The organism is Actinoplanes sp. CA-252034, assembly GCF_050956125.1.
In the GTDB taxonomy this organism is placed as follows: Bacteria; Actinomycetota; Actinomycetes; order Mycobacteriales; family Micromonosporaceae; genus Actinoplanes.
Genome location: NZ_CP191846.1, coordinates 65,001 through 88,432 on the forward strand (window position 1 = coordinate 65,001; position 23,432 = coordinate 88,432).

The following is a 23,432-nucleotide window of genomic DNA, read 5'->3' on the forward strand; positions in this document are numbered from 1 at the left end:
GCCTGCCGTGGGGTGCGCTTTCGGCGTGGGGCGCTTCCCCTTGACCGGTTGGCGCGCACCCTCTATTACTCGTGGGTAACATGGGTTGGCGCACCGCCGACCGAGGAGGCACCACATGGGCATCGCGCAGATAGTCGCCACCGTCTTAGCGGGGGCCATCACGGTGGTGGCCGTCTACCTGGCGGTCCGCGCCGTCATGACCATCACCGCGGTGATCCGTCAGGGCCAGCCCGATCCGGCCCGGTTCACCGAGCCGAAGACACGGACGAAGACCATGCTGGTGGAGACCGTCGGTCACACCAGGATGCTGAAGTGGTCCGCGATCGGAGCGGCCCACTGGTTCGTGATGTTCTCGTTCCTGATCCTGTCGTTGCTGGTGCTCGAGGCCTATTTCGAGGTCGCGGCGCCGGCGATGGGCCTGCCGATCATCGGGCACTGGACGATTTTCGGGCTGGTCACCGAGTGGTTCGGGATCCTGGGCACGATCGGCATCCTCTACCTGATCTTCGTACGTCAGCGGAACAAGCCGGGGGCGGTCAAACGGAGCCGGTTCCTGGGCTCGACGATGTGGCAGGCGTACTTCGTCGAGGCCGTCATCGTCGGCGTGCTGATCTTCGGCTTCCTGATCCGGGGCTTCAAGGTCGCCACCGACCACTTCGAGTACCCGCTGTGGGCCACCCCGGTGAGCCACGCGGTCGGCTCGATCCTCCCGGCCTGGGAGGACGGCGCCACCTGGATGGCGCTCATCAAGATCTGCATCTCGATGACCTGGCTGATCACCATCTCGCTGAACCCGACGATGGGCGTGGCCTGGCACCGCTTCCTGGCGTTCTTCAACATCTACTTCAAGCGCAGCCCGGAGAAGCCGGCCGGGTCCGGTCTCGGCGCGCTGAAGCCGATGATGAGCGACGGCAAGCCACTGGACTTCGAGGAGGCCGACCCGGAGAAGGACCTCTTCGGTGTCAACCAGGTCGAGCAGTTCACCTGGAAGGGCCTGCTCGACTTCTCCACCTGCACCGAGTGCGGCCGCTGCCAGTCGCAGTGCCCGGCGTGGAACACTGCCAAGCCGCTGTCGCCGAAGCTCCTGGTGCTGTCGCTGCGCGATCACGCGTACGCCAAGGCTCCCTATCTTCTCGCCGGCGGCGGCAAGGACCTGATGGGTGAGGAGAAGGCCACCGAGGCCCAGCTCGCGCACATGGACGTCCTAGCGCTCGCCGAGGCCGGCCGTCCGCTGATCGGCACCGCCGAGGAGCAGGGTGTCATCGACCCGGACGTGCTCTGGTCCTGCACCACCTGCGGCGCCTGCGTCGAGCAGTGCCCGGTCGACATCGAGCACATCGACCACATCGTCGACATGCGCCGTTACCAGGTGCTGATCGAGTCGAGCTTCCCCTCCGAGGCCGGCGTCATGCTGCGCAACCTGGAGAACAAGGGCAACCCGTGGGGTGCCCCGCAGAACACCCGGGAGGACTGGACCAAGGGCCTGGACTTCGAGGTGCCGCGGGTCGGCGAGGTCGACGACTTCGAGTACCTCTTCTGGGTGGGTTGCGCCGGTGCCTTCGAGGACCGGGCGAAGAAGACCACCCGCGCGGTTGCCACGCTGCTCAACGAGGCCGGTGTCTCCTACGCCATCCTCGGTGAGGGCGAGACCTGCTCCGGCGACCCGGCCCGGCGTATCGGCAACGAGTTCATCTTCCAGATGCTGGCTCAGCAGAACGTCGAGACGCTGCAGGAAGCCAACGTGAAGAAGATCGTGGCCACCTGCCCGCACTGCTTCAACACCCTGGGCAACGAGTACGAGCAGCTCGGCCTCGAGGTCGAGGTGGTACACCACACCCAGCTGCTGGCCCACCTGGTCAAGCAGGGCAAGCTCACCCCGGTCCAGCCGATCGACGGTGACGTGACCTACCACGACCCCTGCTACCTGGGCCGGCACAACCGGGTCTTCGACGCGCCCCGCGAGGTGCTCGGCGAAACCGCGAACCTGATCGAGATGCCCCGCAACCAGGAGCGCTCCTTCTGCTGCGGCGCCGGCGGCGCCCGGATGTGGATGGAGGAGCGGATCGGCAAGCGGATCAACGTCGAGCGCACCGAGGAGGCCCTGGCCACCGGGGCGAAGACGATCGCGGTCGGCTGCCCGTTCTGCTACACGATGATCGGCGACGGGGTCACCGGCAAGGGCAAGCAGGAAGAGGTCGAGGTGGTCGACGTGGCCACGGTCCTGCTCCGCTCGCTGAAACAGGAAGTCTGATCGACATCTCGTCCGTGGCCGGCAGCCCCGCTGCCGGCCACGCCTGTCTCCGCCGGACCGGTGACGGCACGGTTGGTGGCGAATGGCCCCAGTCCGGCACAATGAGGTCCGAGGTGAAGCGATCATGGACGGCCTGTTCCTGACCGCGGTGCTCCCGTTGGTGGCCTTTGCGCTGCTCACGGCGGGCAACGCGTTCTTCGTGGCGGCCGAGTTCGGGTTGGTCACCGTCGATCGGGTGGAGATCGACACCAGGGCCACGGCGGGTGACCGTCGGGCCCGCCGGGTCCGGACGGCGCTGCAGGAGCTCTCCTTCCAGCTCTCCGGCGCGCAGTTGGGCATCACGCTCACCGCGCTGCTCACCGGATATCTGGCCGAGCCGGCGCTCTCGGAGCTGTTCATCCCCCTGGTCGAGCCCATTGCCGGCGACTCCACCGACACCGTCACGCATGTGCTCGCCCTGGTGGTGGCGACCCTGATCTCGATGCTCTTCGGCGAGTTGGTGCCCAAGAACGCGGCGCTGGCCCAGCCGATGGGCGTCGCCCTGCGCACCGCCGCGCCCCTGCGTGGCTTCTCCATCGTCTTCAAATGGCTGATCGCCGCGCTCAACGGCACGGCGAACTGGCTGGTCCGCCGCCTCGGCATCGAGCCGCAGGAGGAGCTGGCCAGCGCCCGCTCGCCGGAGGAGCTCGGCCTGCTCGCCGCGATCAGCGCCTCGGCCGGTGCGCTGCCCACCGAGACCGCCATCCTGCTGCGCCGGACGATCCGGTTCGGCGAGAAACGGGCGGCCAAGGCGATGACCCCGCGCGTCGACGTCGTCGGCCTCAAGACCACCGCGACCGTCGCGGACCTCATCACGGTGGCGCGCGAGACCGGCCACACCCGTTTCCCGGTGTACGAGAGCACGCTCGACGTGGTCACCGGAGTGGTCGGCGTGAACGACGCTCTCGGCGTGCCACCCGAGCGGCGGGCCGTGACGCGGGTCTCCACCCTCGCCCGGGAACCGGTCTGGGTGCCGGAGAGCCTCAACCTCGACAAGGTGCTCGAGGTGCTGCGGACGGCCGGGGCCGACCTTGCCATCGTGGTCGACGAGTACGGCGGCACCGACGGCGTCGTCACCATCGAGGACCTGGTCGAGGAGCTGGTGGGCGAGATCGCCGACGAGTACGACACCGACCTCGACGAGACCGGCACTCAGGAGCTGACCGCCCCCGGTGGGGAGAAGTCGTTCCTGGTCGACGGGCTGCTCCGCGAGGACGAGGTGCACGAGCAGACCGGGTTCCGGCTGCCCGAGGGGCCGTACGAGACGCTCGCCGGGTTCCTGCTGGCCCGCCTCGGTCACATCCCGGTCGCCGGGGAATCGCTGGAGGAACACGGGTGGGAGTTCACCGTGCTGGAGGTCGACCGGCACCGCATCGAGCAGGTGCGTGTGGTCGCGCCGCCGGAGCCGTCCGATGACTGAGCTGCTGTTCGTCGCGGTTCTCCTGATCGGCAACGGGCTTTTCGTGGGTGGCGAGTTCGCCCTGATCGCGAGTCGGCGTACCGCGCTGGAGCCGTTGGCGGAGACCTCGCAGGCCGCCCGCTGGGCACTGTCGGCGATGAGCCAGATCCCGCTGATGATCGCCGGCGCGCAGCTCGGCATCACCATCTGCACGCTGGTGCTCGGCGCGATCGCCGAGCCGACCGTCGCACACCTGCTGGAGGGTCCGTTCCATGCGATCGGGCTGCCCGACAACGCGATCCACCCGATCTCCTTCGTGCTCGCTCTGATGGTCGTGACGTTCCTGCACACGGTCGTCGGCGAGATGGTGCCGAAGAACATCACGCTGGCCGGCCCGGAGAAGTCCGCGCTCGTCCTCGGCCCGTTCATGCTGGCCTTCTGCACCGCCACCAAGCCGCTGCTCAACGCGATGCGCTGGGCCTCCCGCAACATCCTGAAGCTGTGGAAGATCGAGACGACCGACGCGGTCAAGACGGTCTTCACCGCCGAGGAGCTGGCCGGCATGGTCACGCAGGCCCGCAGCGAGGGCCTGCTCGGCTCCGAGCAGTACGCCCGGATCCACGCCGCGCTCGGCCTCAGCAACCGCACCGCCGCCGACACCCTGCTGCCGTGGTCACGGGTCACCACGGTGGCCGCCGACGTGTCACCGGCGACGCTCGAGGCGGTCGCCACCCGCAGTGGCCGCTCCCGGTTTCCGGTGGTTCAGCGTGACACCCGGCGGGTGCTGGGATTCGTGCACGTCAAAGACATCCTGGGGTATGGGGGCGCCCAGCGCCGCCTTCCGGTGCCACCCGAGGTGATCCGTCCCCTGGCCGTGGTCCCGCCGGATCGCAGCCTCGCCGACCTGCTGCTCACCATGCGCCGCGACCGGCTGCACATCGTGCTGGTCAGCGATGGGCGGCACCCGCTCGGGGTGATCACGCTGGACGATGTGCTGCACGCGGTGATCGGGGAACCCTATGGGGCCGCGCATCCGGCGTCACGGATGCGGTGATCTGCGTTACCCCGTATCGGATTCGGTGGTTCGGTCTACCGCGTTCGAGTGCTTTTTCGCCGTTGCGGTGCGCCAGTTCGCGACTTAGGCATCATTCCGGACAATTGGCACATGCTTCACTTTCGGCGGCGTTTACCGCTCGGTGTCCTGTGGGCGGCCCTCATCCTGGCCGGGGTGTCCCTGATCCTTCAACACACCCCGTCCGTCGCCGGGCCACCCGTCGAGGCCAGAGCCTCCGAGCCACCGAGCCCGGCCGTGCCGTGGCACACCTCACCGACGCCCACCCCCGCGACCACCCCGAGCCGGCCCGCGCCCGGCTTCCTCAACAATGTGAGCGCCTTCTCGGCACCGGTCACGCCTGGGCAGATCCGTATCGCCGGGGCGCCGTACGACGTCCGGTACGACTTCGACGGCGGTGTCGGCCGGCCGATCGCCGACAGCCGGGGCGGGCACGAGCTGCGGCCCCTCGGGCAGAACGGGGGCGCGCTCCGACTCGTACCCCAGGGGTCCGGTCTTGCCGTCGCCTATCCGGACCGATGCACCCTGCCGCGAGAACGGGATTGCCCCCGGGCGATCCTCGAAGGCCTGCGTGACGACAGCCTCAACCCCGGCCGCCGCACCCTGCACTACGGCGCCTCCATCCGGATGACGCACGCCGACCTCGCCGACGGGGCGAACGTGCTGCAGAAGGGCTACTCGGTCGGCGGCGTCAGCCAGTACAAGCTGCAGGTCGACCACCGGCAGGGCCATCCCAGCTGCGTGATCGCCGGGCCCCGCGGAGGCATCTACCGGGCCGAGCCGTGGATCAACGTCGCCGACGGCCAGTGGCACGACCTGGAATGCCGCCGGACCCTCACCCGCCTGATCATGATCGTCGACGGCGTGCCGCGCGCCTGGGTGCCGGTCCCGTCGCAGCTCTCCATCGCCAACGCCGAGCCCCTCCGCATCGGCGGAAAGGGCCCGGCCCCCGGCAACGACCAGTTCGCCGGGGCGATCGACGACGTCTTCGTGACGATCGGCAGCTGAGCGCGTGATCAGGCGCGAACGCTCACCGTGACACTGGTCGCACGGCCGTCCAGATGGCCGGCCTTACGGGCGATCACCGTGACGGTCAGCTTCTTGCCGCGCATCGACGACTTCAGCTTCAGCGTCGCCGCGGTCGCGCCCTTGATCAGCTTGCCGTTCAGTCGCCATTCGTAGCGGTAGGAGTCGGCCTTCGGCGACCACGAACCGGCCGCCGCTCGCACGGTCCGGCCCACCTTCGCCTTGCCGGTGACCTTCGGACGGGCGGTGGCCTTCGCGGCCGGGCCGCGGGCGACGACAGCCGACGAAGCCGACGAAGAAGACCCCGACGGATGCCCGGCGCGACTCGCGGTCACCCGAACGGTGAGACGTTTGCCCAGCACACCAGCAGTGATCTGGTACGCCGTACCGGTCGCGCCCTTGATCGCCGCCCCGTTGGCGTACCACTGGTAGGCGTACCCGGTGGCCGCCGGAGACCAGGTGCCCGCCGCCACCCGGACCGTCGAGCCGACCCGGACCGTCCCGCTGACCGACGGTGCCTTGGTAGCCCGCAGCACGGCCGCCGGGGCCGGGTCGCCGACGGTCAGCGCCGCACCCTGCCCGTCCGCGGGCTGCGCGGTGAGCCCCCAGGTGAAGGTGCCGTCGGCGACCGGCTTCCCGGCCGAGTCCTTTCCGTCCCAGGTGGCCCGGATCTGGCCGGTGGCCGCCGATCCGGACAGTGTCCGCAGCGTCGCGCCGGCCCGGTCCCGGATGGTGACCTGCCACGACGCGGCCGGCTTCGACAGCCACCAGGTGCCCGCCCAGCTCGCGGCGGCCGTGGACACCTCGGAGTCGATCACGGTCAGCGGTGACGCCACGATGCCGGTCGGCACCACGTGCACCCGCTGGGCGTCGTCGGCGTAGGCGACTCCGCCCCCGAACCGGTCCACCGTCCAGCTCGTTCCCGCCTCGTGGTGGGCGCCCAGCGCCGCCTCGGTGACCAGGGTCCGTGCCGGTGTGCCGGCGACCAGATCGGTCAGCTGGAGACCGGCTCCGGCCACGTAGGCGACCAGGAAACCGTCACCGAGCATGACCTGACCGGCCGGAGCGGCGACGGCCTTGCGAACGACCCGGTCGTAGACGCCGGAGCCGTGGTGATCTCCCCAGTAGTCGACACAGGTCCAGTACACCCACCGGCCCACCGCCTGCAGCTTCGACGGAATGCAGCCGTTGGCCGTCTGGAAGCTCTCCCCCGCCGTGCCGGACGGCAGACTGACGGCCTGGATCGTGCCGTCCTCGGTCGACGCGTTCCACAGCGTCGAACCCCACACCGCGGAGCCGGTCCCGTTGCGCTGCTGGAGCACGGAGCCGGCGCCGGTGGCGGGGAACCGGACGATGTGCTGCCCCGGCCCGACGCGGCTGTTGACCACGCCGTAACGGCCGGACAGATCAGCGAGGTACGGGCTGCTGGTCCCGGTCTCGACGCTGGGGCCCCAGACGGTGCTGCCGTTGGTCATCAGCATGGTCAGACCCTGCTCGGTGGCGTCCTCCCGCCCGTGCAGCCCGGTCCCGTCGGCGAACATCCGGATGCACCGGACCCGGTCGCTGTCCGCCGAACAGAACCCGTCCCGGCCACTGGCGTAACCGTCCACGGTGCTCCGGACGACGCTCGGCGCGCTCCCCGGCGCCGGAGTGGTCAGCCAGGTGCTCCGGTACGCACCGATGATCGTCGCCGGCGCGTAGGCGGTGCTGTCCGCGACCGTGGTGAGCACGCCGGAACCCAGCGAGAGACCGTGGACCTGGGCCGGCATGGGCTGCACATCGGTCAGCCGCTCGCGTACCACCGAACCGTCCGCGGTCTGGCGCACCCGGTAGATGCCCAGGTCGGTGTCACCGTGCCACACGTCCTCCTCGGCGCCCGCCACCAGCACCGAGCCGTCCGGGGCCTGCACCAGCCCGTGCGCGCCGATGGCCAGGACCTGGAACATGTCCGGGTCGTCGACGGTCGTCGGGACGGCCCAGACCGGCTCACCACGGAACCGGCTGTTGCCGATCGCCATCCGGTCCATGGCCAGCAGATGGGTGCCGACCACCGCATACGAGGAGTCGTACGCGAACGCGCCGGCCTCCACCGCACGGGGCTCCGCGCCCAGACCGTCCCGCGCATAGACGTCGATCGCGCCGCGGCCCATGCGGAGCCGGAGCACCGAGTCCGGGGCGAGCTTGAAGCCGGAGACCTCCCACGACTCGCCCGAGGGCAGCCGGTCGGGCAGCGCCACCGCGACACCGTTCGCCAGCCCGGCGAGCGACCAGTGCGGCCCGTCCCCGGTCTCGTAGCGCAGGATCAGTGACGTGCCGTCGCCGTCCTCCACGGTGATGCTCGTGGCGTCCGCCGGAAGCCCGGTGACCGGCGTGCCGGTGACGCCTCCGTTGGTCGAGCGCCACAGGTGGTACGCCGCCGGAGTCGCGCCGTCGTTCGCGGTGACGACGACACCGCCGTACGTGCCCCGGTAGGAGTGGCCGTCGGGAATCGGCACCTCACCGACCGGTCCCGCTCCCGCGGTGAGCAGTGTCACCTTCGGCGAGGGAGAGGCGTAGTAGAGCGCCACGGTGTCCGACCCGGTCCCACCGATCTCGAAGTCGGAGTCGATGTTCCGGAAGTACCCGGTGTTGATGTCATAGCCGAGCGGCGACCGAAGCCGCTGCTCCAGAGCCGTGGTACGCCCGGTCGAGTAATCCGTCCACAGCAGCCGGTCGTCGCCCTCCTGCAGCCAGAGGAACCCGGTCGTGCCGGCCGTGAAGATCTGTGTGGCCCGGGGCACCGCCCGCGCCGACGCCGGGATCACCAGCTGTGCGTCACCGGCCGCGGCGAATGCCGGCGGGACCGGCAGCACCGGCGAGATCCCGAGCGCCCCGCCCATCCCCGCCGCGGCCACCATGGCCACCGCGACCCGAACCCGCAGATATCGATCGATCGTCCTCAAGGCGCGGCCTTTCCTGCCCCCGGAAGCGCGGCCCCGGCCCGGCACCTCACGACGCTACAGACCCGTCCCCACGCAAAGATGCGCGCAGCTTATCCGACATAGACAGCCGGCGCTGCCCCGTTTCCCGCCCCGCCGATCATGTCCGACGCGAGGCGGGAAGAACCCGGGACGATCGATGATCATGACCGGATCATTCCGCCGGCAGTGGCCCGATCTCGTCGACTCGGCCCCATGTGTCCGACGGCGGGAAATCGGGGGGACACGGGATGACCTCGACCTGCGGTGCCGGGTCCGGAGACGGTACTCCGGTCAGGGACGCGCACGTCACCCAGGAGAACTCCTCGTACGTGCCGCCACCACCGCCCGAGCCCCGCCCGTTCACGGCGAACTGCGCGGTGATCTGGCGTCCGTCCGCCGTGATCGCGAGCAACCGGGAATCCCTGCCGCGGTCCCGCAGGCCGGGCTCGATCTCATCACGAAGCTTCTGACCGGTCCATGTCTCCCCGGCCGCCTGACGCAACTGGTGCCTGAACTCGCCACGGAAGTCGTCCAGGTGCTGACGAGCCGACTGGACGGCCGCGGTGCGAGCGTCATCCTTCGCGTCGGGGAAGTCGCACCCGGCACCGGCCACCATCAGCCCGACCGCCAGAGCCGCCAGGCCGTACCGTCGTCCGGTAGCTCTCATTCCCATCGTTTCCTGTCCTGGGTGTGGCACGAGGCGCCGGCCCGGCGCCTCGTGCCCATCGTCCTAGAGGCCCATCTGACGCAGCGACGCGCTGGCGACCTGAGAGTAGATGGTCGCCCCCTCGAGCTTCGGGTGGAAGCTCTGGGCGGACATCAGCGCGCCCGGCGTATCGCTCGCGGTCAGTCCCCTGACGATCCCGTGAATGCGTTCGGGTTCGCCGCAGATGCCCTTACCGTCGAACGCCTGCTCCGGGTTCGCGAACGTCACCGGGATGCCGGCGCCCACACTCTGGTCCGCCCCCAGCTGCATCTGCTCGTTCAGCAGTCTGCCGGTGTCCGCCAACCACTGCGTCTCGTCGTCATCGATGCCGGCGATGCAGTAGTTCCATCCGTTGGTCTCCAGCAGTTGCGGGTACCCCATCAAGAGGATCTTCGCGTGCGGCGCCAATGCGTGGATCTCCTCCAAGGTTCTGTTGATCGATGCGCGCACCTCGTTCCTGATGCGGGCCGGCTCTGCGATGCCCAACGGGTCGTTGTCGCCATCCATGGTGCTGTCCTGGCAGTCCTTGACGCCCGCCCACAGCACGCATTGCGTGACGACCTTGGTGAACTTCGCGTCGTTGCCCCCGATGGAGAGGGTCACCAGGGTGGTGTCCGCGTCGACCCAACCGCTGTCCAACTGCGCGGGCTCGGTGTACTGGCCGTCCTCGCCCGTCGTCGACGCCGACCGGACGTCTTTCGTCGTGGCGCCGGAACAGGCCGTCATGTGGTAGTCGATGTCGGCGGACCAGCCGCCGCTACGGATACCGACCGATTGGGTGCTGTCACTGAGCTGCATCTGCCGCGACCAGGCATGCCTCGATCGGTGGCAGGCGTTACGCCACGGGCCGCCGCCGTCGACGTTGCTCTCCGGGAAATAGTCGACGCCGGCGTTCGCGGTCGCGCCCTCACCCGAGGAGTAGGAGTCACCGAGCGCCGCGACGATCTGCTTCGGCTTCGCGTTCAGCGGCAGAACCGCCGCGGCGTCCCACGCGATGTCCTCGTCGCCGTTACCGTTCAGGCCCGTGGTGCTCAGGGAGATCACCGGTTTGCCGGCGAACTTGAACGAGCCGAGCGAGACCCAGCTGTTGGTTCGGATCCGCTGCTGCACGGTCCGGTGCCGGGTCCCTTGACCGGTGTCGATGACGTATTTCGCCTCTCGGGTGTGCGCACCGTGGTCGGGAATGTGCACGTACACCCGGGCCCACTGGTCCAGGGACTGGTTGAATCGCCATGTCCCCGTGATCTTCATCTTCTGGAGGCCCGGGTCGTCCTTGCGGGTGTGCCCGAACCAGAAGTGCGAGCCGAAACCGCTGCCGAGCTGGTGGAGATCCACCTTGGACGTCTCGTTGCCCTTGGCGTCCTTGCCGAAGCTGAGGTCGAACGTCCCGGCATTGGCAGGCCGCGCGCAGTCCTGCCGTACCGGCTCCATGCTGTTCGGCAGGTCGTCGACCACCAGCAGCCCGGAGGGCTTGTCGGTGATGCTGCAGACCGGTGGGTTGCTGTTCCCGTCCTCGGGCTCCTTGCTCGCGTACGTCGAGTCGTACCGGATGAACTCGTTGCCGCACGTGGTCGCACAGTCGGATTTCCACGTGACCGGCTTGTGCCACCAGCACTTCAGGTCGAACTTGCCGTTCGTGGCCCTGTGCGCGCAGGGCCCGGCCTCCTCCCCCAGGACGTTCGTACCGGGCATGCCGTTGCCCTCATAGGTCGGCAGGTGCTCGGCGCCCCACTCACAGTCGTTGTCGGCGGTGCAGAAAGTGTCCGTCGCCGGGGTGGCGTGCTCACGGCGGTAGGACGCCCGCTCCGACGGGATCGGCCAGATGTCGTCCCTGCCGTTCCACCAGGCCGGGCGGAAGAGCGGAACGTACACGTCGGTGGGGTTGTTGCTCTCCAGCACGGACGGCGGGAGGGCGGCGAACCCGATGATCTTCTCCGGGTAGCCCCAGTCCTGCGGATCGGCGAAGTCCTTCGGGTCCAGCCCGAAAAGCTTGCGGTTCGCCCGGTAGCGCGGGTTGGCCGGATTGTTGCCCCAGCCCAGCCCGTATGCGCCGTTGGTGTCGGCCTCACCCGCCGGGTGGTATCCGGCGTTGTACGCCCAGGCCGCGAGGAACCAGTTCTCGATCTTGGAGGGGTCGTTGTTGTTGACCCGCAGACCCTCCGCCTGCATCTGGTTCCACTTGGAGATCAGAATCTGCAGACCGGCGGCGGCGTTGGCGACGTAGTCGGTGGCCACGGCGACCTGCTTGTCGTGGCTCAGGATCTTCTCGTTCGGCTTGGGGTGCGAGGCCTTGCGCATGCCATCGGTCGTCTGGGAGACGCCATAACCACAGTCCGCCTTGTCCCAGGTGATGTCCCAGTCGACGGCGCCCTTCTCCCGGTCGACACCGTAGTAGTTGCCGATCAGCGGGTTCCCGTACTCACCGGGCAGGGTGTTCCCACTGGCCTGCCACAGGTTGGACTCCTGGCCCATGATTCCGAGCATCACCTGGGCCGGCACCTTGCCACCACCGGTCAGCGCAGGCGTCGGGAACATGGTCACCGGGTTGTAGGCGTCCAAGCCGTTGTGGTGCCAGCCCGCCTTACGGGTGATCGCCAGGGTGCCCTTCACCAGCTGGTTCGCCGCCCACTCGATCTGCTTGGGCTTGGGCTGGTAGACCTGCAGCTCGGGGTTGTTGCGCTCGACCGAGCAGTACCCGTTCGGGTCCCAGGTCGGCTCAGCGTCGGACGCCGCGGCGGTCGCGGCCGCCGCGTCGACCGTGAAGGACAGTGCCTTGCCGGTCTTGGTGCTGAGCGCGTCGATGCTGACCGGCACCGCCGTCTCCGGGTCGACCGGAGCCGTCCGCGGGTCGGCCCCGTCGGCACGCTCCTGCGACGTCACCACGGTCTCCCCGCGGGTGGAGACCGTCGTGTCGGTCGGTGCGGTCAGCCGGCCGACCGTGGCCGGCAGCCCCTTGACCTTGGCCGGCTCGCCGACGATGAACACCTTGCCGCTGGCGGCCCGGGCGATCCCGAAGTCGGCCGCCCCGCCGGTGGCCAGCGTGCGGACGTCCACCTTCCGCTTGGCGCCGGATCCGCTGACCGTAGCCCGCCGGACCTGTGCCTGCGTTCCGGCCTTCTCCTGGTAGACGACACCACCGGAGGCATCGGCGCTCAGGCTGAACGGAACGCCGCTGGTCTCAGCCAGCTTGCGTCGCGCGCCCTTGCGGTCGATCGTCACCACCGCCCCCGCATCCGCGCCGACCAGCCCGAAATCAGTGGGGACCACCGAGGTCAGCTGGCCGGGGACGTCGATCGGCGCGGCCGTCTCACCGGTCGCCGCGTCGAGGGTCAGAATCCGGGTCTGGCCCAGGTCGAGGTCGCCTTCCTGAGTCAGCGCCACCTGCTCGCCCGAGCCGCAACCCGGGTTGAAGTAGGCCAAGCTGGTCCGCACGTCGAGGTTCCGCACCGCACCGGTGGCCAGGTCGACGATGGCGGTGTAGCCGCCACGACCGGCGAGCACCTCACGGTTGGTGAAGTTGCGGGGCGCGTACACGACCACGGCACGGTTGCCGGACTCGGTCACACAGGCGTTGCCGATCCAGCGGTCCGATTCCAGGCCGGGAACATTGAGAGTGGCCGCACTACGCCACTGGTATCCGGTTCGCGCCTCGGCCACCAGGACGTGGAAGCCGGTCGCGTCACCTGACGTGGTCCAGAGCCGGTCGCCGGAGGCCTGCCATCCCGCGCCGAGGAGCTCCGCGCGCTTGTCCGGCTCGACGACCGAGGGATCCGGTGCGGACGGTGCCGCGGCCGCGGGTGCGCCAGTGCTCGGAACCGGCGCCGGCTCGGCATGCGCGACGGTGGTTGGACCGGCCACCGCCACGGTCACTACTGATGTCAGGCACATGGCATGCCTGAAGGTCCATCTCACGATTTGCTTCCCCCGAAGTTTTGATCTGCCTTGCAGAGTTGCCGTCCCGGCGGCGTGACCTTTCAGCCGTCCGAGCCGAGCGTCGCTGAATATAGATCAAGATGAGAATGTCCACTGCCCGGTCACTGCGCCGGACTCCTCGCCCGCGTGGATCCGATCGATCGTCTCGATCAACTCGCGGTCACGCGCCGTCCTGATGACGGCCGTCGAGGAAGGCGAACTCGTCAGGATCAGCCGGGGGTGAGAGACCGGCCGTCGAGGCGAGCTGATGGCCCGCTAGTGGCCCGTGCCTGTTTCGGCAGGCCCTGAAAGCACGGAAGCCCTGGCGGGACCATTGGTCCTGACCAGGGCTTCCGTATGTGGAGCGGGTGACGGGAATCGAACCCGCGCTGTCAGCTTGGGAAGCTGATGTTCTGCCATTGAACTACACCCGCAAGCTGCCTCACTGTACCTGATTATCCGAGTCGGTGGCGGCGGTGCCCCCCGATCCGGGAGTGCGGCCGGGGCCGGGGCGACGGGGCCCCCGAGCCGGACGCACTCCCAGGGCGGTGGGTCAGCTGGCGACGGCCATCAGGTTGGGTTTCTGGCGGGGGGCGCGCCACGTCTGGGCATACGCCGGGAGGAACGGGGTGGCGGCCAGCGGGAGTGCGCCGGCCGGGCCGTGACGGCGGAGCATGGCGCTGTCGATGGTCAGCTCGAACAGGCGCCAGTCGACGTCGGGGGAGGCGTGCAGCGTGCCGGCCAAGTGGGCGATCACCCGTGGGTCGCGGACCGGGACGGCACGGCCGGTGAGGGTGGCCTCGTCGTCGTTGTCCTCCGGTGGGTAGGCGTGCAGGGCGTAACGCCCATCGCGCTCCAGGTCGCGGCGTTTCGGCGAGTCGACGATGAAGCAGAAGAGGCCGTCGGCGGTGAAGACCGGGGAGACCGGGTGGACGCGCGGACCGCCGTCGGCGCGGATGGTCGCCAGGTAGCCCATGCCGGGACCGTACTGCTGCAGGAGCGCACGGATGCCGTCGGCGAGCGCCGGCTCGGCGGCGGCGAGATCGGACCAGGAAGCCATGACCGCATCCTATCGAACATATGTACGAGTCGACCACCGAACACGCCGATCCGGGTGACTTCGGCCTGGTCGGTGCGGCTGCGAGGAGAGCCGTCGGGGGCGGTCGGTATGGTGTTGCGATGCTTCTCTCCGACCGTGACCTGGTCTCCGAGATCAAGTCGGGCGGGCTCTCGCTGGAGCCGTTCGAGCCGTCGCTCCTGCAGCCGTCCAGCGTCGACGTCCGCCTGGACCGGTTCTTCCGGGTGTTCAACAACCACCTGTACACGCACATCGACCCGGCCGAGCAGCAGGACGAGCTGACCGCCCCGGTCGAGGTGGAGGACGGTCAGCCGTTCGTGTTGCATCCGGGTGAGTTCGTGCTGGCGTCCACGCTCGAGGTGATCACTCTCGGGCACGACCTGGCGGCACGGCTGGAGGGCAAGAGCAGTCTGGGGCGGCTCGGTCTGCTCACCCACTCGACGGCGGGGTTCATCGACCCGGGGTTCTCCGGGCACGTGACGCTGGAGCTCTCCAACGTGGCCAACCTGCCGATCAAGCTCTGGCCGGGGATGAAGATCGGGCAGCTGTGCATCTTCCGGCTGTCGAGCCCTGCCGAGCACCCGTACGGCTCGGCGGTCTACGGCTCCCGCTACCAGGGGCAGCGCGGCCCGACCGCCAGCCGCTCGGCACAGAATTTCCGGACCTGGCCGACGCGCTGAGAGCCGGCGCCTACCAGAGCGCGTCGGCCGTACCCCGAAGGATCAGGCGAACCGTCGGACCTGCAACCCGCGGGCCGACGCCGTGCCGAGGACCTGCTCGATCTGTGCCGGGCTCAGCCCGGCCGTCGGGACCGGCAGGAACCGCGCGCCGCGCAGCCGGAAGACCAGCTGCCCGGAGAGATGTTCGACGGAGCGGACGGCCCGCCAGGCGTACGCGTGCCGGGCCTCCGCGTCGGAGCTGGCGACGCCGCCCTCGCTGATCTCGTAGGTGGTGAGCCCGCCGGCCCGCAGGCCGCGCGCGGTGTGGTTGAGAAGCGCCACCGGGACGATCACGGCAAGCGCCGCCCCGCCGGCCAGCAGCCCCGCGCTGAGGTCGCCGGTGACGCCCAGCAGAAGTACCGCCACCAGCAGGAACGCCCAACCGGTGACGCGGGCCACGAGGACCGGGCGACGGAGGCCGTGCCGGGTGGCCGCGGCGATCAGCGCCGGATCGGCAACCGCGGTGATCTGGATCTGCACTCCAGAAAAGTACCTTTTGCCCGACGGTGATCGACACCGTCCAGGTGGTCGGCCGGGGATCTACGATTGGCGCGTGTATCTCATGATTTCGACGTACCTGAAGCCGCTCGACGAGGTCGACGCGGCGCGTGCCGACCACCTGGCCTTCGTCGACGAGTTGGAGAAGACGGGCTACGCGGTCACCGCGGGCCGGATGGACCCGCCGACCGGCGGCATCATCCTGCTGGACGTGGACACCGAGGCCGAGGCGCACGAGCTGATCGCCAAGGACCCGTATGTGGTTCGGGGCCTGGCGTCCTACACGGCGACCGGCTGGCACCCGACCCGGGGTGCGCTCGCCGGCTACCAGCGCGCCCGATAGTCCATCTTGTTTACGGGTCGAGGTCCATTCCGGTCAGCAGCGTCCTGATCGTCAGCTCGGCCGACACCTCGGGCGGGCACTCGTCGACGATCACCGCCGTGCCGAGGTATCGCGATCCGAGAAGTTCACGCAGGCCACGAGCCTGAGCCCCGGTGGCCGCCCAGTCGTCGACGACGAGGGCGCGGTCGCCGGGGCCGATCAGGCTCTCCCGCACGCCGAGGCGCTGCACGTCGCCGCGGTGGTCGGTGGGCACGTCGGCCCAGATCATCGGCTCGGCGATGGCCCGGCGCGCCCCGGCCCGGTACGCCTCGACGAATCCCACTCCGAGCGCCCGCGCCACCAGCGGCCCGACCATGAACCCGGTGACCTCGGGCGAGACCACGACGGTCGGCCGGTCGCCGCGGAACAGGTCGGCGAGGGCCGGCCCGAGTCCGTCCAGGATGCGCGGGTCACGCCACCATCCGGAGCGGTCACTGACCATGTAGTCGTGGTCGGGGCCCAGGTCGGTCCAGCGGAAGGCGGATCGGAGAAGATCACGGAGATCGTCGGTCACGCAGACATCCTGTCACCGGCCGCGGTTCTCGTTGGACCGACCGAATGACTGCGGTACCTACGTCGGGTCAGAACCGACTCAGCCTACGGGTCAAGTTGATGCCCGACGTCAGGTCGATCGGGCATGCTGTTCGGCGGAACCATGCCTACTTTCATGGCGGGACGACACCCGCTGAGCCCAGGGAACCGCGCCGGGATCGGCGCGGCCCTCGTGCTGCTCGCGATCGTGTCCGCCGTGGAGCTGGCCGAGCGGCCCGGCGTGGACTATGTCGGCCTGCTGGCGGCGGCGCCGTTCCTGGCCGCGGTGTTCGCGGTCTGGCAGCTGGTCCTCGGGACCGGGGTCCTGGCGACCGCGGTCGGAGCGGCCTTCGTCGGCATGGCGCCGGCCGATCAGCGACTGGCCGGGCTGATCAATCTGATGGGCGTCGTGCTGGCCACCGGCGTGGCGGCGGCCGGGGCCACCATCCGCCAGCGACAGGCCGAGAAGATCGCCGAGCTGCTGCGGCTGGCGGCGGTGGCCCAGCAGGCGGTGCTCCGGCCGATCGGGCCGCAGGTGGGCGCCCTCGCGGTGGCCGGCCGGTACATCTCGGCGACGGCCGCGGCGGACATCGGTGGAGACCTCTACGAGGCCCTCAACACGCCCTACGGCGTCCGGATCATCATCGGGGACGTACGGGGTAAGGGCCTCGACGCGGTCCGCCTGGCGAGCATCGTGCTGGGCTCGTACCGGCATGTGGCGTACGAGCGGGCCGACCTGAAGTCGATGGTGCAGGACCTGGACCGGGCGGTGGCCCGCAGTGTCGGCGACGAGGACTTCGTGACCGCGGCCCTGGTCGAGGAGCGGGGCGGCACCCTGACGATCGTCAACTGTGGACATCCGGCGCCGTTGCTGCTGCGTCGGGGCCAGGTCATCCCGTTGGAGCCGCCCGCGCCGGCGCCGCCGCTCGGGTTCATGCCCGAGGTGAAGGCGCGGGTGGAGCGCCTGGAGCCGGGCGACCGGCTACTGCTGTTCACCGACGGGCTGGGTGAGGCGCGCCGGGACGGTGAGTTCTTCCCGACCGCCGATCGTGCGTGGCGCCTGCTGGGCCACGGCACGGTCGGGGACGGGCTCGCGTCGCTGGAGACGGCCCTGGTCGACTGGGTCCACGGGCGTCTCGAGGACGACATCGCGCTGGTGCTGCTGGAGTACGCCGGCCCGGACGGCGGCGCTGCCGTCTCGGTGCCGAGCTGGGAGGTCGGTGCCGCGGGCAGCTGATCTCAGGCCGCGCTGTCCTCGGTTTCGGCCGGGGCGGCCGGTGAGGTCGGCGCGGGTGCCGGTGGGGCCTGGTCGGGCTGGCGATGCCGCCCGACGTAGTTGCGCGGCTGGTTGGCCTGACGCGGCTCCGGGATCAGGTTCTTGAGCGTGGCGAACATGGCATCCCCCTGTTCGTAGCTGTCTATTCCCTAGAACGAGCCGTGCCTCCCTTCGATACGTGATCAGCGTGTCGAAGTAGGCAAATGGCCGAACGGCTGTATCGACCGCCACCCGATCGGTGACGTTTGACCCACGAACCGTCGGACAGGGGCCCCTTCCTGGTGGGTTTGCCGGGAAACCCTGGCCGGGTTGTCGCTGGCTACCGATGAGTAATAGAGTGGGGGTTACTGACGGGTAACTCGCGTCCGGAGAGCGGGGCCAAGCACCATGACGCACTACAAGAGCAACCTTCGTGACCTCCAGTTCAACCTGTTCGAGGTCTTCGGAGCGGAGAAGTCGCTCGGCCAGGCGCCGTTCGACGAGTTCGACCTGGAGTCCGCGCGTGACGTGCTCTCCGAGGTCGACCGGCTGGCCCGCGAGGATCTCGCCGCCAGCTACACCGATGCCGACCGCAACCCACCGGTCTTCGACCCCGCGACCAACACCGCGCCGCTGCCGGAGTCGTTCAAGAAGTCCTACGAGACGTTCATGGCGTCCGAGTTCTGGCGGCTCGACCTGCCGTCCGGTCTCGGCGGCACCCCGGCGCCGCGCAGCCTCGTCTGGGCCGTCGCGGAGCAGATCCTCGGCGCCAACGCCCCGGTCTGGATGTATTCGTCCGGTCCGTCCTTCGCCCACGTCGTCTGGATCGAGGGCACCGAGGAGCAGAAGGAGTGGGCCAAGCTCTTCGTCGAGAAGCAGTGGGGCTCCACCATGGTCCTCACCGAGCCGGACGCCGGCTCGGACGTCGGCGCCGGCCGCGCCCGTGCGATCCCGCAGCCGGACGGCTCGTGGCACATCGAGGGCGTCAAGCGCTTCATCACCTCGGGTGAGCACGACCTGAGCGACAACATCATCCACTACGTCCTGGCCCGCCCGGTGGGCGTCGAGGGCGTGGGCGGTCCCGGCACCAAGGGCCTGTCGCTCTTCATCGTGCCGAAGTACCACTTCGACCCGGCGACCGGCGAGCTTGGCGAGCGCAACGGCGTCTACGCCACCAACGTCGAGCACAAGATGGGCCTCAAGGTCTCCAACACGTGCGAGATGACCTTCGGCGAGCACGGCACCCCCGCCAAGGGCTGGCTGCTCGGCGAGGTGCACCAGGGCATCCGGCAGATGTTCATGATCATTGAGAACGCCCGGATGATGGTCGGCACCAAGGCCATCGCCACCCTGTCCACCGGTTACCTCAACGCGCTGGAGTATGCGAAGAACCGCGTACAGGGCGCCGACCTGGTGCAGAACACCGACAAGGCCGCGCCGCGGGTGACCATCACCCACCACCCGGACGTCCGTCGTTCGCTGATGCTCCAGAAGTCGTACGCCGAGGCTCTCCGCGCCCTGGTCATCTACACCGCGACCTGGCAGGACAAGGTCGCCATCGCGCAGGCGGCCGGCGACGAGAAGGCCGCGAAGATCGCGAGCCACATCAACGACTTCCTGCTCCCGCTGGTCAAGGGCGTCGGGTCGGAGCGGGCGTACGAGCTGCTCGGAGCCGAGTCGCTGCAGACCTTCGGCGGCTCCGGCTTCCTCCAGGACTACCCGCTGGAGCAGTACGTCCGGGACGCGAAGATCGACACCCTCTACGAGGGCACCACCGCGATCCAGAGCCTCGACCTGATCTTCCGCAAGATCGTCAAGGACGGCGGGCGTACGCTCGGCACCATCGCCGCCGAGATCCAGGGCTTCATCGAGAGCGAGGCCGGCAACGGTCAGCTCAAGAACGAGCGGCTCGCCCTCGGCAAGGCGCTCACCGAGATGCAGAACATCCTGGGCGTGACCCTGGGCTGGCTGCAGGCCGTGCAGAACGGCGAGGCCCGTGAGCTCTACAAGATCGGCCTGAGCTCGCGCCGGATCCTGCTCGCCCTCGGTGACGTGATCCTCGCCTGGCTGCTGCTGCGCCAGGCCGACGTGGCCCTGACCGCGCTGAACGGCGAGGTCTCCGAGTCGGACAAGAAGTTCTACACCGGCAAGGTGGCCGCGGCCCGCTTCTTCGTCGCGGAGATCCTGCCGCGGATCGGCGCCGACCGCCGGATCATCGAGAACACCACCCTCGACCTGATGGACCTGGACGAGGACGCGTTCTGATCAACGAGCTTTTCCCACTCTCCTGAAAAAGACGGAGGCCCGGCGGACAACGACGTCCGCCGGGCCTCCGTCTTTTTCGGCGTTACGCAAACGTATCGACGCACAGTATGATCTCGCTCAATACTCATGGTCATCGTCGCGGGGGCATCGGTGCGCGTCATCGCTTCCTGTCTTTCCTCCCTTCTCCTGGTCGGCTTGGCGGCGACTCCCGCCCTGGCCGACCCCGACGTCACACCGGTCCGGATCAACGTCGGCCTCACCGACCTAGCCGACGTGCCGCCCGCGCTGGTGGCCGCCGGTGGCAAGCCGGTGACCGGTCTCTCCGCGGTCACCGCCGAGGTCCCGGCCGACAGGGCGGACGCCCTGCTGGCCACGCTGGCGGCCGACACCGCCCGAGTGCGGTATGCCGAGCGTGACGGTGTCGTCCACGCCGACAGCGACCCGTTCGACAGGAACCATCGCGGCCAGTACGAGTACGACCGGATCCCCGAGGCGCAGACCTGGGGCACCGGCGGCTCGGACATCACCGTCGCGGTCGTCGACACCGGCGTCTCCCCGAACGCCGACCTGCCGAAGTCGCGGTTGACCGCCGGCCACGACTTCGTCGACGACGACGCCGATCCGGCCGACGACGACGATCACGGCACGATGGTCGCGACGCTGATCGCCGGCGAGGCGGGGAACGGCGTCGGCGCCTCGGGTGTCTGCTCCCGATGTGCGGTCATGCCGGTCCGGGTGCTCGGTCATCGTGCCGCCGGCCCGGCCGAGGGGTCCTCCGCCGACGTGGCGGCCGGCATCGCCTGGGCCGCCGACCACGGCGCACAGGTGATCAACGTGTCGGCGAGCACCCCGACCCCGAGCAGGCTGCTGACCGACGCCGTGACCCACGCGGCGGCGAAGGGCTCGCTGGTGGTGGCCGCGGCGGGCAACGCGGGCGGGACCACGCGGGAGTTCCCGGCCGCGATCGAGCCGGCCCTCGCCGTCGGCACGGAGCTGTTCGGTCAGACGTGGAACCGGACCAACCTGAACACCTCCGCCGACCGCTGGATCGACATCGCCGCGGCCGGAACGGTGTACACGATGGACCGCGCGTCCGGGAACCGCTACCTCTACGACACCTCGGCCTCGTCGGCCGTGCTCTCCGGGATAGCGGCGCTCGGCTTCGCCGCGAAGTCGTCCAACACCGCAGCGGACGTACGGGCCGCGCTACTGGGTGGTGCACTGCCACCGAGCTCCCGGAAGACGTGGTTCGACCCGCCGGTCGTGGACGCGGCCTACACCGTGCACCGGCTCGGCGGTGAGGACACCACGGATCCGGTGGTGACGAGCACCGGTCTGACCGCGGGGGCCACCCTCACCCACGTGTCGGTGGTGGTCACACCCGAGGTGACCGACGACCACGCGATCCAGCGGCTCGAGCAGATCGTCGACGGCCAGGTCGTGTCCAGCTCGTCCGGGCCGGACTGGAAGTCGCTCTACGTGAAGGCGCCGTGGAACGTCCGGGGCGATCTTCCGGTCACCATCCGGGCCTACGACTACGCCGGCCGGCACCACGAGATGACGACCGTCATGCGGACGGACACCACCGACCCGGTCGCGTCGATCGTCTCGCCGGTCGCCGGAGCGCGCGTGCGCAGCGGGCCGATCCAGGTGCGGGTGCGCGTGGCGGAGGGGAGCACCCCGGTCGGAGAGGTCGTCAGCGGGTCGCATGACGGGCCGCGCCACGACTTCACCCGGGTGGCGGGCACGAACGACTGGGTGGGCACGGCTTCGCCGTACCCCCAGGGGAGTTTCCAGGTCGATGTGCGGGGCGTGAACGGGAACACGATCGTCCTGCCGATGAAGCTGGTGATCGACGACAGCGGGCCGACCGGGACCAGCCTGGCACCGTCGCAGAACAGCCGGGTGCGGGGCACGTTCACCAGCACGATCGGCGGGGTGACCGACGGCGCCGGCGTCGCGCGGGCCGAGTTGTGGGCGAACGGGAAGTACGTCGGGTCGGACACCACGGCGCCCTACTCGCTGGCCGTGAGGACCGGGACCGCCAACGGACACGTCGACCTGACCTGGAAGCTGACCGACCGGCTCGGCAACACTCGCGGCTACAGCCGCCGGGTGACCGCTGACAACGCCGCGCCGGCTCTGTCGATCACCAAGGCGCCGGCGAACAAGGCGAAGATCAAGGGCACGACCAGGGTGTACGTGAAAGCCTCCGACCCGAGTGGCATCTCGCGGGTGGAGCTGATCGTCAACGGGAAGGTCGTGGCCCGGGACTACGCCGCGGGCTACGTGCTCGCCTTCGACGCCGGGACGCAGAAGAAGACGATGAAGATCCAGGTCCGGGCGTACGACAAGCTCGGCAATGTGAAGTACACCACTACCCGGACCTGGTATCGGAAGTAGAAGTCAGCCGCGGGCGGTGTGGGACCGGGTCAGGCGCATCGCTCCCGGTTCCACCGAGGACCACGGCTTCTCCCCGGTGTGAACGGCGATGCCGGAGGTCTTCATCTCGACGACCGTGCCGGTGTACTGGTCGTCCGGCAGTAGCAGAGCGGACACTTCGGACATAGTCGGATTGTGGCCGACGACGAGAACCGTGCGCACGGTCTCCGGGACCTCGTGCAGGAGATCGAAGACCTCGCCGCTCCGACCCAGGTACAGCGATTCCGGATAGTGAACCTCGGGCGCGTACTGCCCGGACCGGCCCTGGGCCAGCGCGATCGCGGCATTCTGCCAGGTCTGTCGCGTGCGCTTGGCCGGCGAGCAGATGACCAGGTCGGGATGCAGTCGCTCATCGACGAGCCACGCACCGGCGGCGTCGGCGTCGAGCCCGCCGCGGTCGGTGAGGGCGCGGTCGTGGTCGTCGAAGTCGCCGGGTGTCTCCGCCTTGGCGTGGCGCAGCAGGATGAGCGTCCGCGTGGTCATCGGTACAGCTTGCCTGATTGGGATTGGACCCGTGCGGGTAAACGCCCGATCAACGCATTCATCACGGTCGAGCGGGCTCGCACGGCCGGGCGGACACCCGAGGAGGGTCCGATGGGCATCGGTGCAAGCATTTTCCTGCTCGCTCTGGGGGCGATCCTGGCGTTCGCCGTGGAGGCGGACATCAGCGGATTGGACATCGGCGTGATCGGCTGGATCCTGATGCTGGCCGGCCTGGTCGGCCTGGTCATCACGCTGTCGTTCTGGAGCACCCGTCGCCGTACCGTGGTGACCCGGGCACAGCAGCCGGTCGCCGGCACCGGCTACACCGAAGTTCGCGAAGTCCGTCGGGACGACGTCCCGCCGCCGCCTCCCCCGGCGTACTCCTGACGAAATGCCCCGGGCGTGAGCCCGGGG

The 23,432-nt window shown here is 69.4% G+C and carries 18 protein-coding genes and 1 tRNA gene; 10 read left to right on the top strand and 9 right to left on the bottom strand.

All coding sequences use genetic code 11. The features are described from left to right. Positions 1 to 115: 115 nt before the first annotated feature. From ACQPZW_RS00305 to ACQPZW_RS00320, 4 genes are all read left to right on the top strand, one after another. Entirely contained in the window at positions 116 to 2,251 is a 2,136-nt protein-coding gene (locus tag ACQPZW_RS00305; RefSeq protein ID WP_433792865.1) for a heterodisulfide reductase-related iron-sulfur binding cluster, read from the top strand. Between the two features lie 124 nt (positions 2,252 to 2,375). Then, positions 2,376 to 3,710 carry a hemolysin family protein gene (locus ACQPZW_RS00310; RefSeq protein WP_433792866.1) on the top strand — a complete coding sequence of 445 codons (1,335 nt, stop codon included), beginning with the start codon at positions 2,376 to 2,378 and terminating at the stop codon, positions 3,708 to 3,710. Further along, complete coding sequence (locus tag ACQPZW_RS00315; protein ID WP_433792867.1) at positions 3,703 to 4,743, top strand: hemolysin family protein; 1,041 nt, start codon at positions 3,703 to 3,705, stop codon at positions 4,741 to 4,743. Before ACQPZW_RS00310 ends, ACQPZW_RS00315 begins: the two co-directional genes overlap by 8 nt. A 111-nt stretch (positions 4,744 to 4,854) precedes the next feature. Then, positions 4,855 to 5,769: a LamG-like jellyroll fold domain-containing protein gene (locus tag ACQPZW_RS00320; RefSeq protein ID WP_433792868.1), complete on the top strand. Its 915-nt coding sequence runs from the start codon at positions 4,855 to 4,857 to the stop codon at positions 5,767 to 5,769. An 8-nt stretch (positions 5,770 to 5,777) separates the two neighbouring features. Here the strand turns inward: ACQPZW_RS00320 and ACQPZW_RS00325 are convergent, their stop codons facing one another. The 5 genes from ACQPZW_RS00325 to ACQPZW_RS00345 form a co-directional block, all read right to left on the bottom strand. Continuing rightward, on the bottom strand, positions 5,778 to 8,729 hold the full coding sequence (locus ACQPZW_RS00325; RefSeq protein ID WP_433792869.1) for a FlgD immunoglobulin-like domain containing protein: 2,952 nt from the start codon (positions 8,727 to 8,729) through the stop codon (positions 5,778 to 5,780). A 190-nt stretch (positions 8,730 to 8,919) separates the two neighbouring features. After that, positions 8,920 to 9,414 (bottom strand): hypothetical protein, encoded by a 495-nt coding sequence (locus ACQPZW_RS00330; protein WP_433792870.1) that lies wholly within the window; start codon positions 9,412 to 9,414, stop codon positions 8,920 to 8,922. A 63-nt stretch (positions 9,415 to 9,477) separates the two neighbouring features. Then, a complete protein-coding gene (locus ACQPZW_RS00335; RefSeq protein ID WP_433792871.1) occupies positions 9,478 to 13,311 on the bottom strand; it encodes a GDSL-type esterase/lipase family protein in 3,834 nt (1,277 codons plus the stop codon). Between the two features lie 414 nt (positions 13,312 to 13,725). Continuing rightward, positions 13,726 to 13,799 (bottom strand) — tRNA-Gly (locus ACQPZW_RS00340). A gap of 119 nt (positions 13,800 to 13,918) precedes the next feature. Further along, positions 13,919 to 14,425: a pyridoxamine 5'-phosphate oxidase family protein gene (locus tag ACQPZW_RS00345; RefSeq protein ID WP_433792872.1), complete on the bottom strand. Its 507-nt coding sequence runs from the start codon at positions 14,423 to 14,425 to the stop codon at positions 13,919 to 13,921. Positions 14,426 to 14,544: 119 nt separating this feature from the next. On the opposite strand from ACQPZW_RS00345, the gene dcd reads away from it, so the two are divergent. Beyond that, positions 14,545 to 15,123: a dCTP deaminase gene (dcd, locus tag ACQPZW_RS00350; protein WP_433792873.1), complete on the top strand. Its 579-nt coding sequence runs from the start codon at positions 14,545 to 14,547 to the stop codon at positions 15,121 to 15,123. 42 nt (positions 15,124 to 15,165) lie between these two features. Here dcd and ACQPZW_RS00355 read toward each other — a convergent pair whose 3' ends face one another. Continuing rightward, positions 15,166 to 15,642: a YcxB family protein gene (locus ACQPZW_RS00355; protein ID WP_433792874.1), complete on the bottom strand. Its 477-nt coding sequence runs from the start codon at positions 15,640 to 15,642 to the stop codon at positions 15,166 to 15,168. A gap of 82 nt (positions 15,643 to 15,724) precedes the next feature. Here ACQPZW_RS00355 and ACQPZW_RS00360 point away from each other — a divergent pair, with 82 nt between their 5' ends. After that, entirely contained in the window at positions 15,725 to 16,003 is a 279-nt protein-coding gene (locus ACQPZW_RS00360) for a YciI family protein (RefSeq protein WP_433797881.1), read from the top strand. Positions 16,004 to 16,013: 10 nt separating this feature from the next. Here the strand turns inward: ACQPZW_RS00360 and ACQPZW_RS00365 are convergent, their stop codons facing one another. Continuing rightward, the gene (locus tag ACQPZW_RS00365; RefSeq protein ID WP_433792875.1) at positions 16,014 to 16,556 is read right to left on the bottom strand and encodes a phosphoribosyltransferase; all 543 of its coding nucleotides are present in this window, start codon (positions 16,554 to 16,556) and stop codon (positions 16,014 to 16,016) included. 123 nt (positions 16,557 to 16,679) lie between these two features. Between ACQPZW_RS00365 and ACQPZW_RS00370 the strand changes: the two genes are divergently transcribed. After that, positions 16,680 to 17,810, top strand: coding sequence for a PP2C family protein-serine/threonine phosphatase (locus tag ACQPZW_RS00370; RefSeq protein WP_433792876.1), 1,131 nt, complete (start codon positions 16,680 to 16,682; stop codon positions 17,808 to 17,810). A 2-nt stretch (positions 17,811 to 17,812) separates the two neighbouring features. Here the strand turns inward: ACQPZW_RS00370 and ACQPZW_RS00375 are convergent, their stop codons facing one another. After that, positions 17,813 to 17,968 (bottom strand): hypothetical protein, encoded by a 156-nt coding sequence (locus ACQPZW_RS00375; protein WP_433792877.1) that lies wholly within the window; start codon positions 17,966 to 17,968, stop codon positions 17,813 to 17,815. 268 nt (positions 17,969 to 18,236) lie between these two features. Between ACQPZW_RS00375 and ACQPZW_RS00380 the strand changes: the two genes are divergently transcribed. Then, positions 18,237 to 20,093 carry an acyl-CoA dehydrogenase gene (locus ACQPZW_RS00380; protein ID WP_433792878.1) on the top strand — a complete coding sequence of 619 codons (1,857 nt, stop codon included), beginning with the start codon at positions 18,237 to 18,239 and terminating at the stop codon, positions 20,091 to 20,093. Between the two features lie 195 nt (positions 20,094 to 20,288). Further along, the gene (locus ACQPZW_RS00385; RefSeq protein ID WP_433792879.1) at positions 20,289 to 22,496 is read left to right on the top strand and encodes a S8 family serine peptidase; all 2,208 of its coding nucleotides are present in this window, start codon (positions 20,289 to 20,291) and stop codon (positions 22,494 to 22,496) included. A gap of 3 nt (positions 22,497 to 22,499) precedes the next feature. Here ACQPZW_RS00385 and ACQPZW_RS00390 read toward each other — a convergent pair whose 3' ends face one another. Beyond that, a complete protein-coding gene (locus ACQPZW_RS00390; protein ID WP_433792880.1) occupies positions 22,500 to 23,018 on the bottom strand; it encodes a SixA phosphatase family protein in 519 nt (172 codons plus the stop codon). A 111-nt stretch (positions 23,019 to 23,129) separates the two neighbouring features. On the opposite strand from ACQPZW_RS00390, the gene ACQPZW_RS00395 reads away from it, so the two are divergent. Beyond that, entirely contained in the window at positions 23,130 to 23,405 is a 276-nt protein-coding gene (locus tag ACQPZW_RS00395) for a DUF6458 family protein (protein WP_433792881.1), read from the top strand. Positions 23,406 to 23,432: the final 27 nt, after the last annotated feature.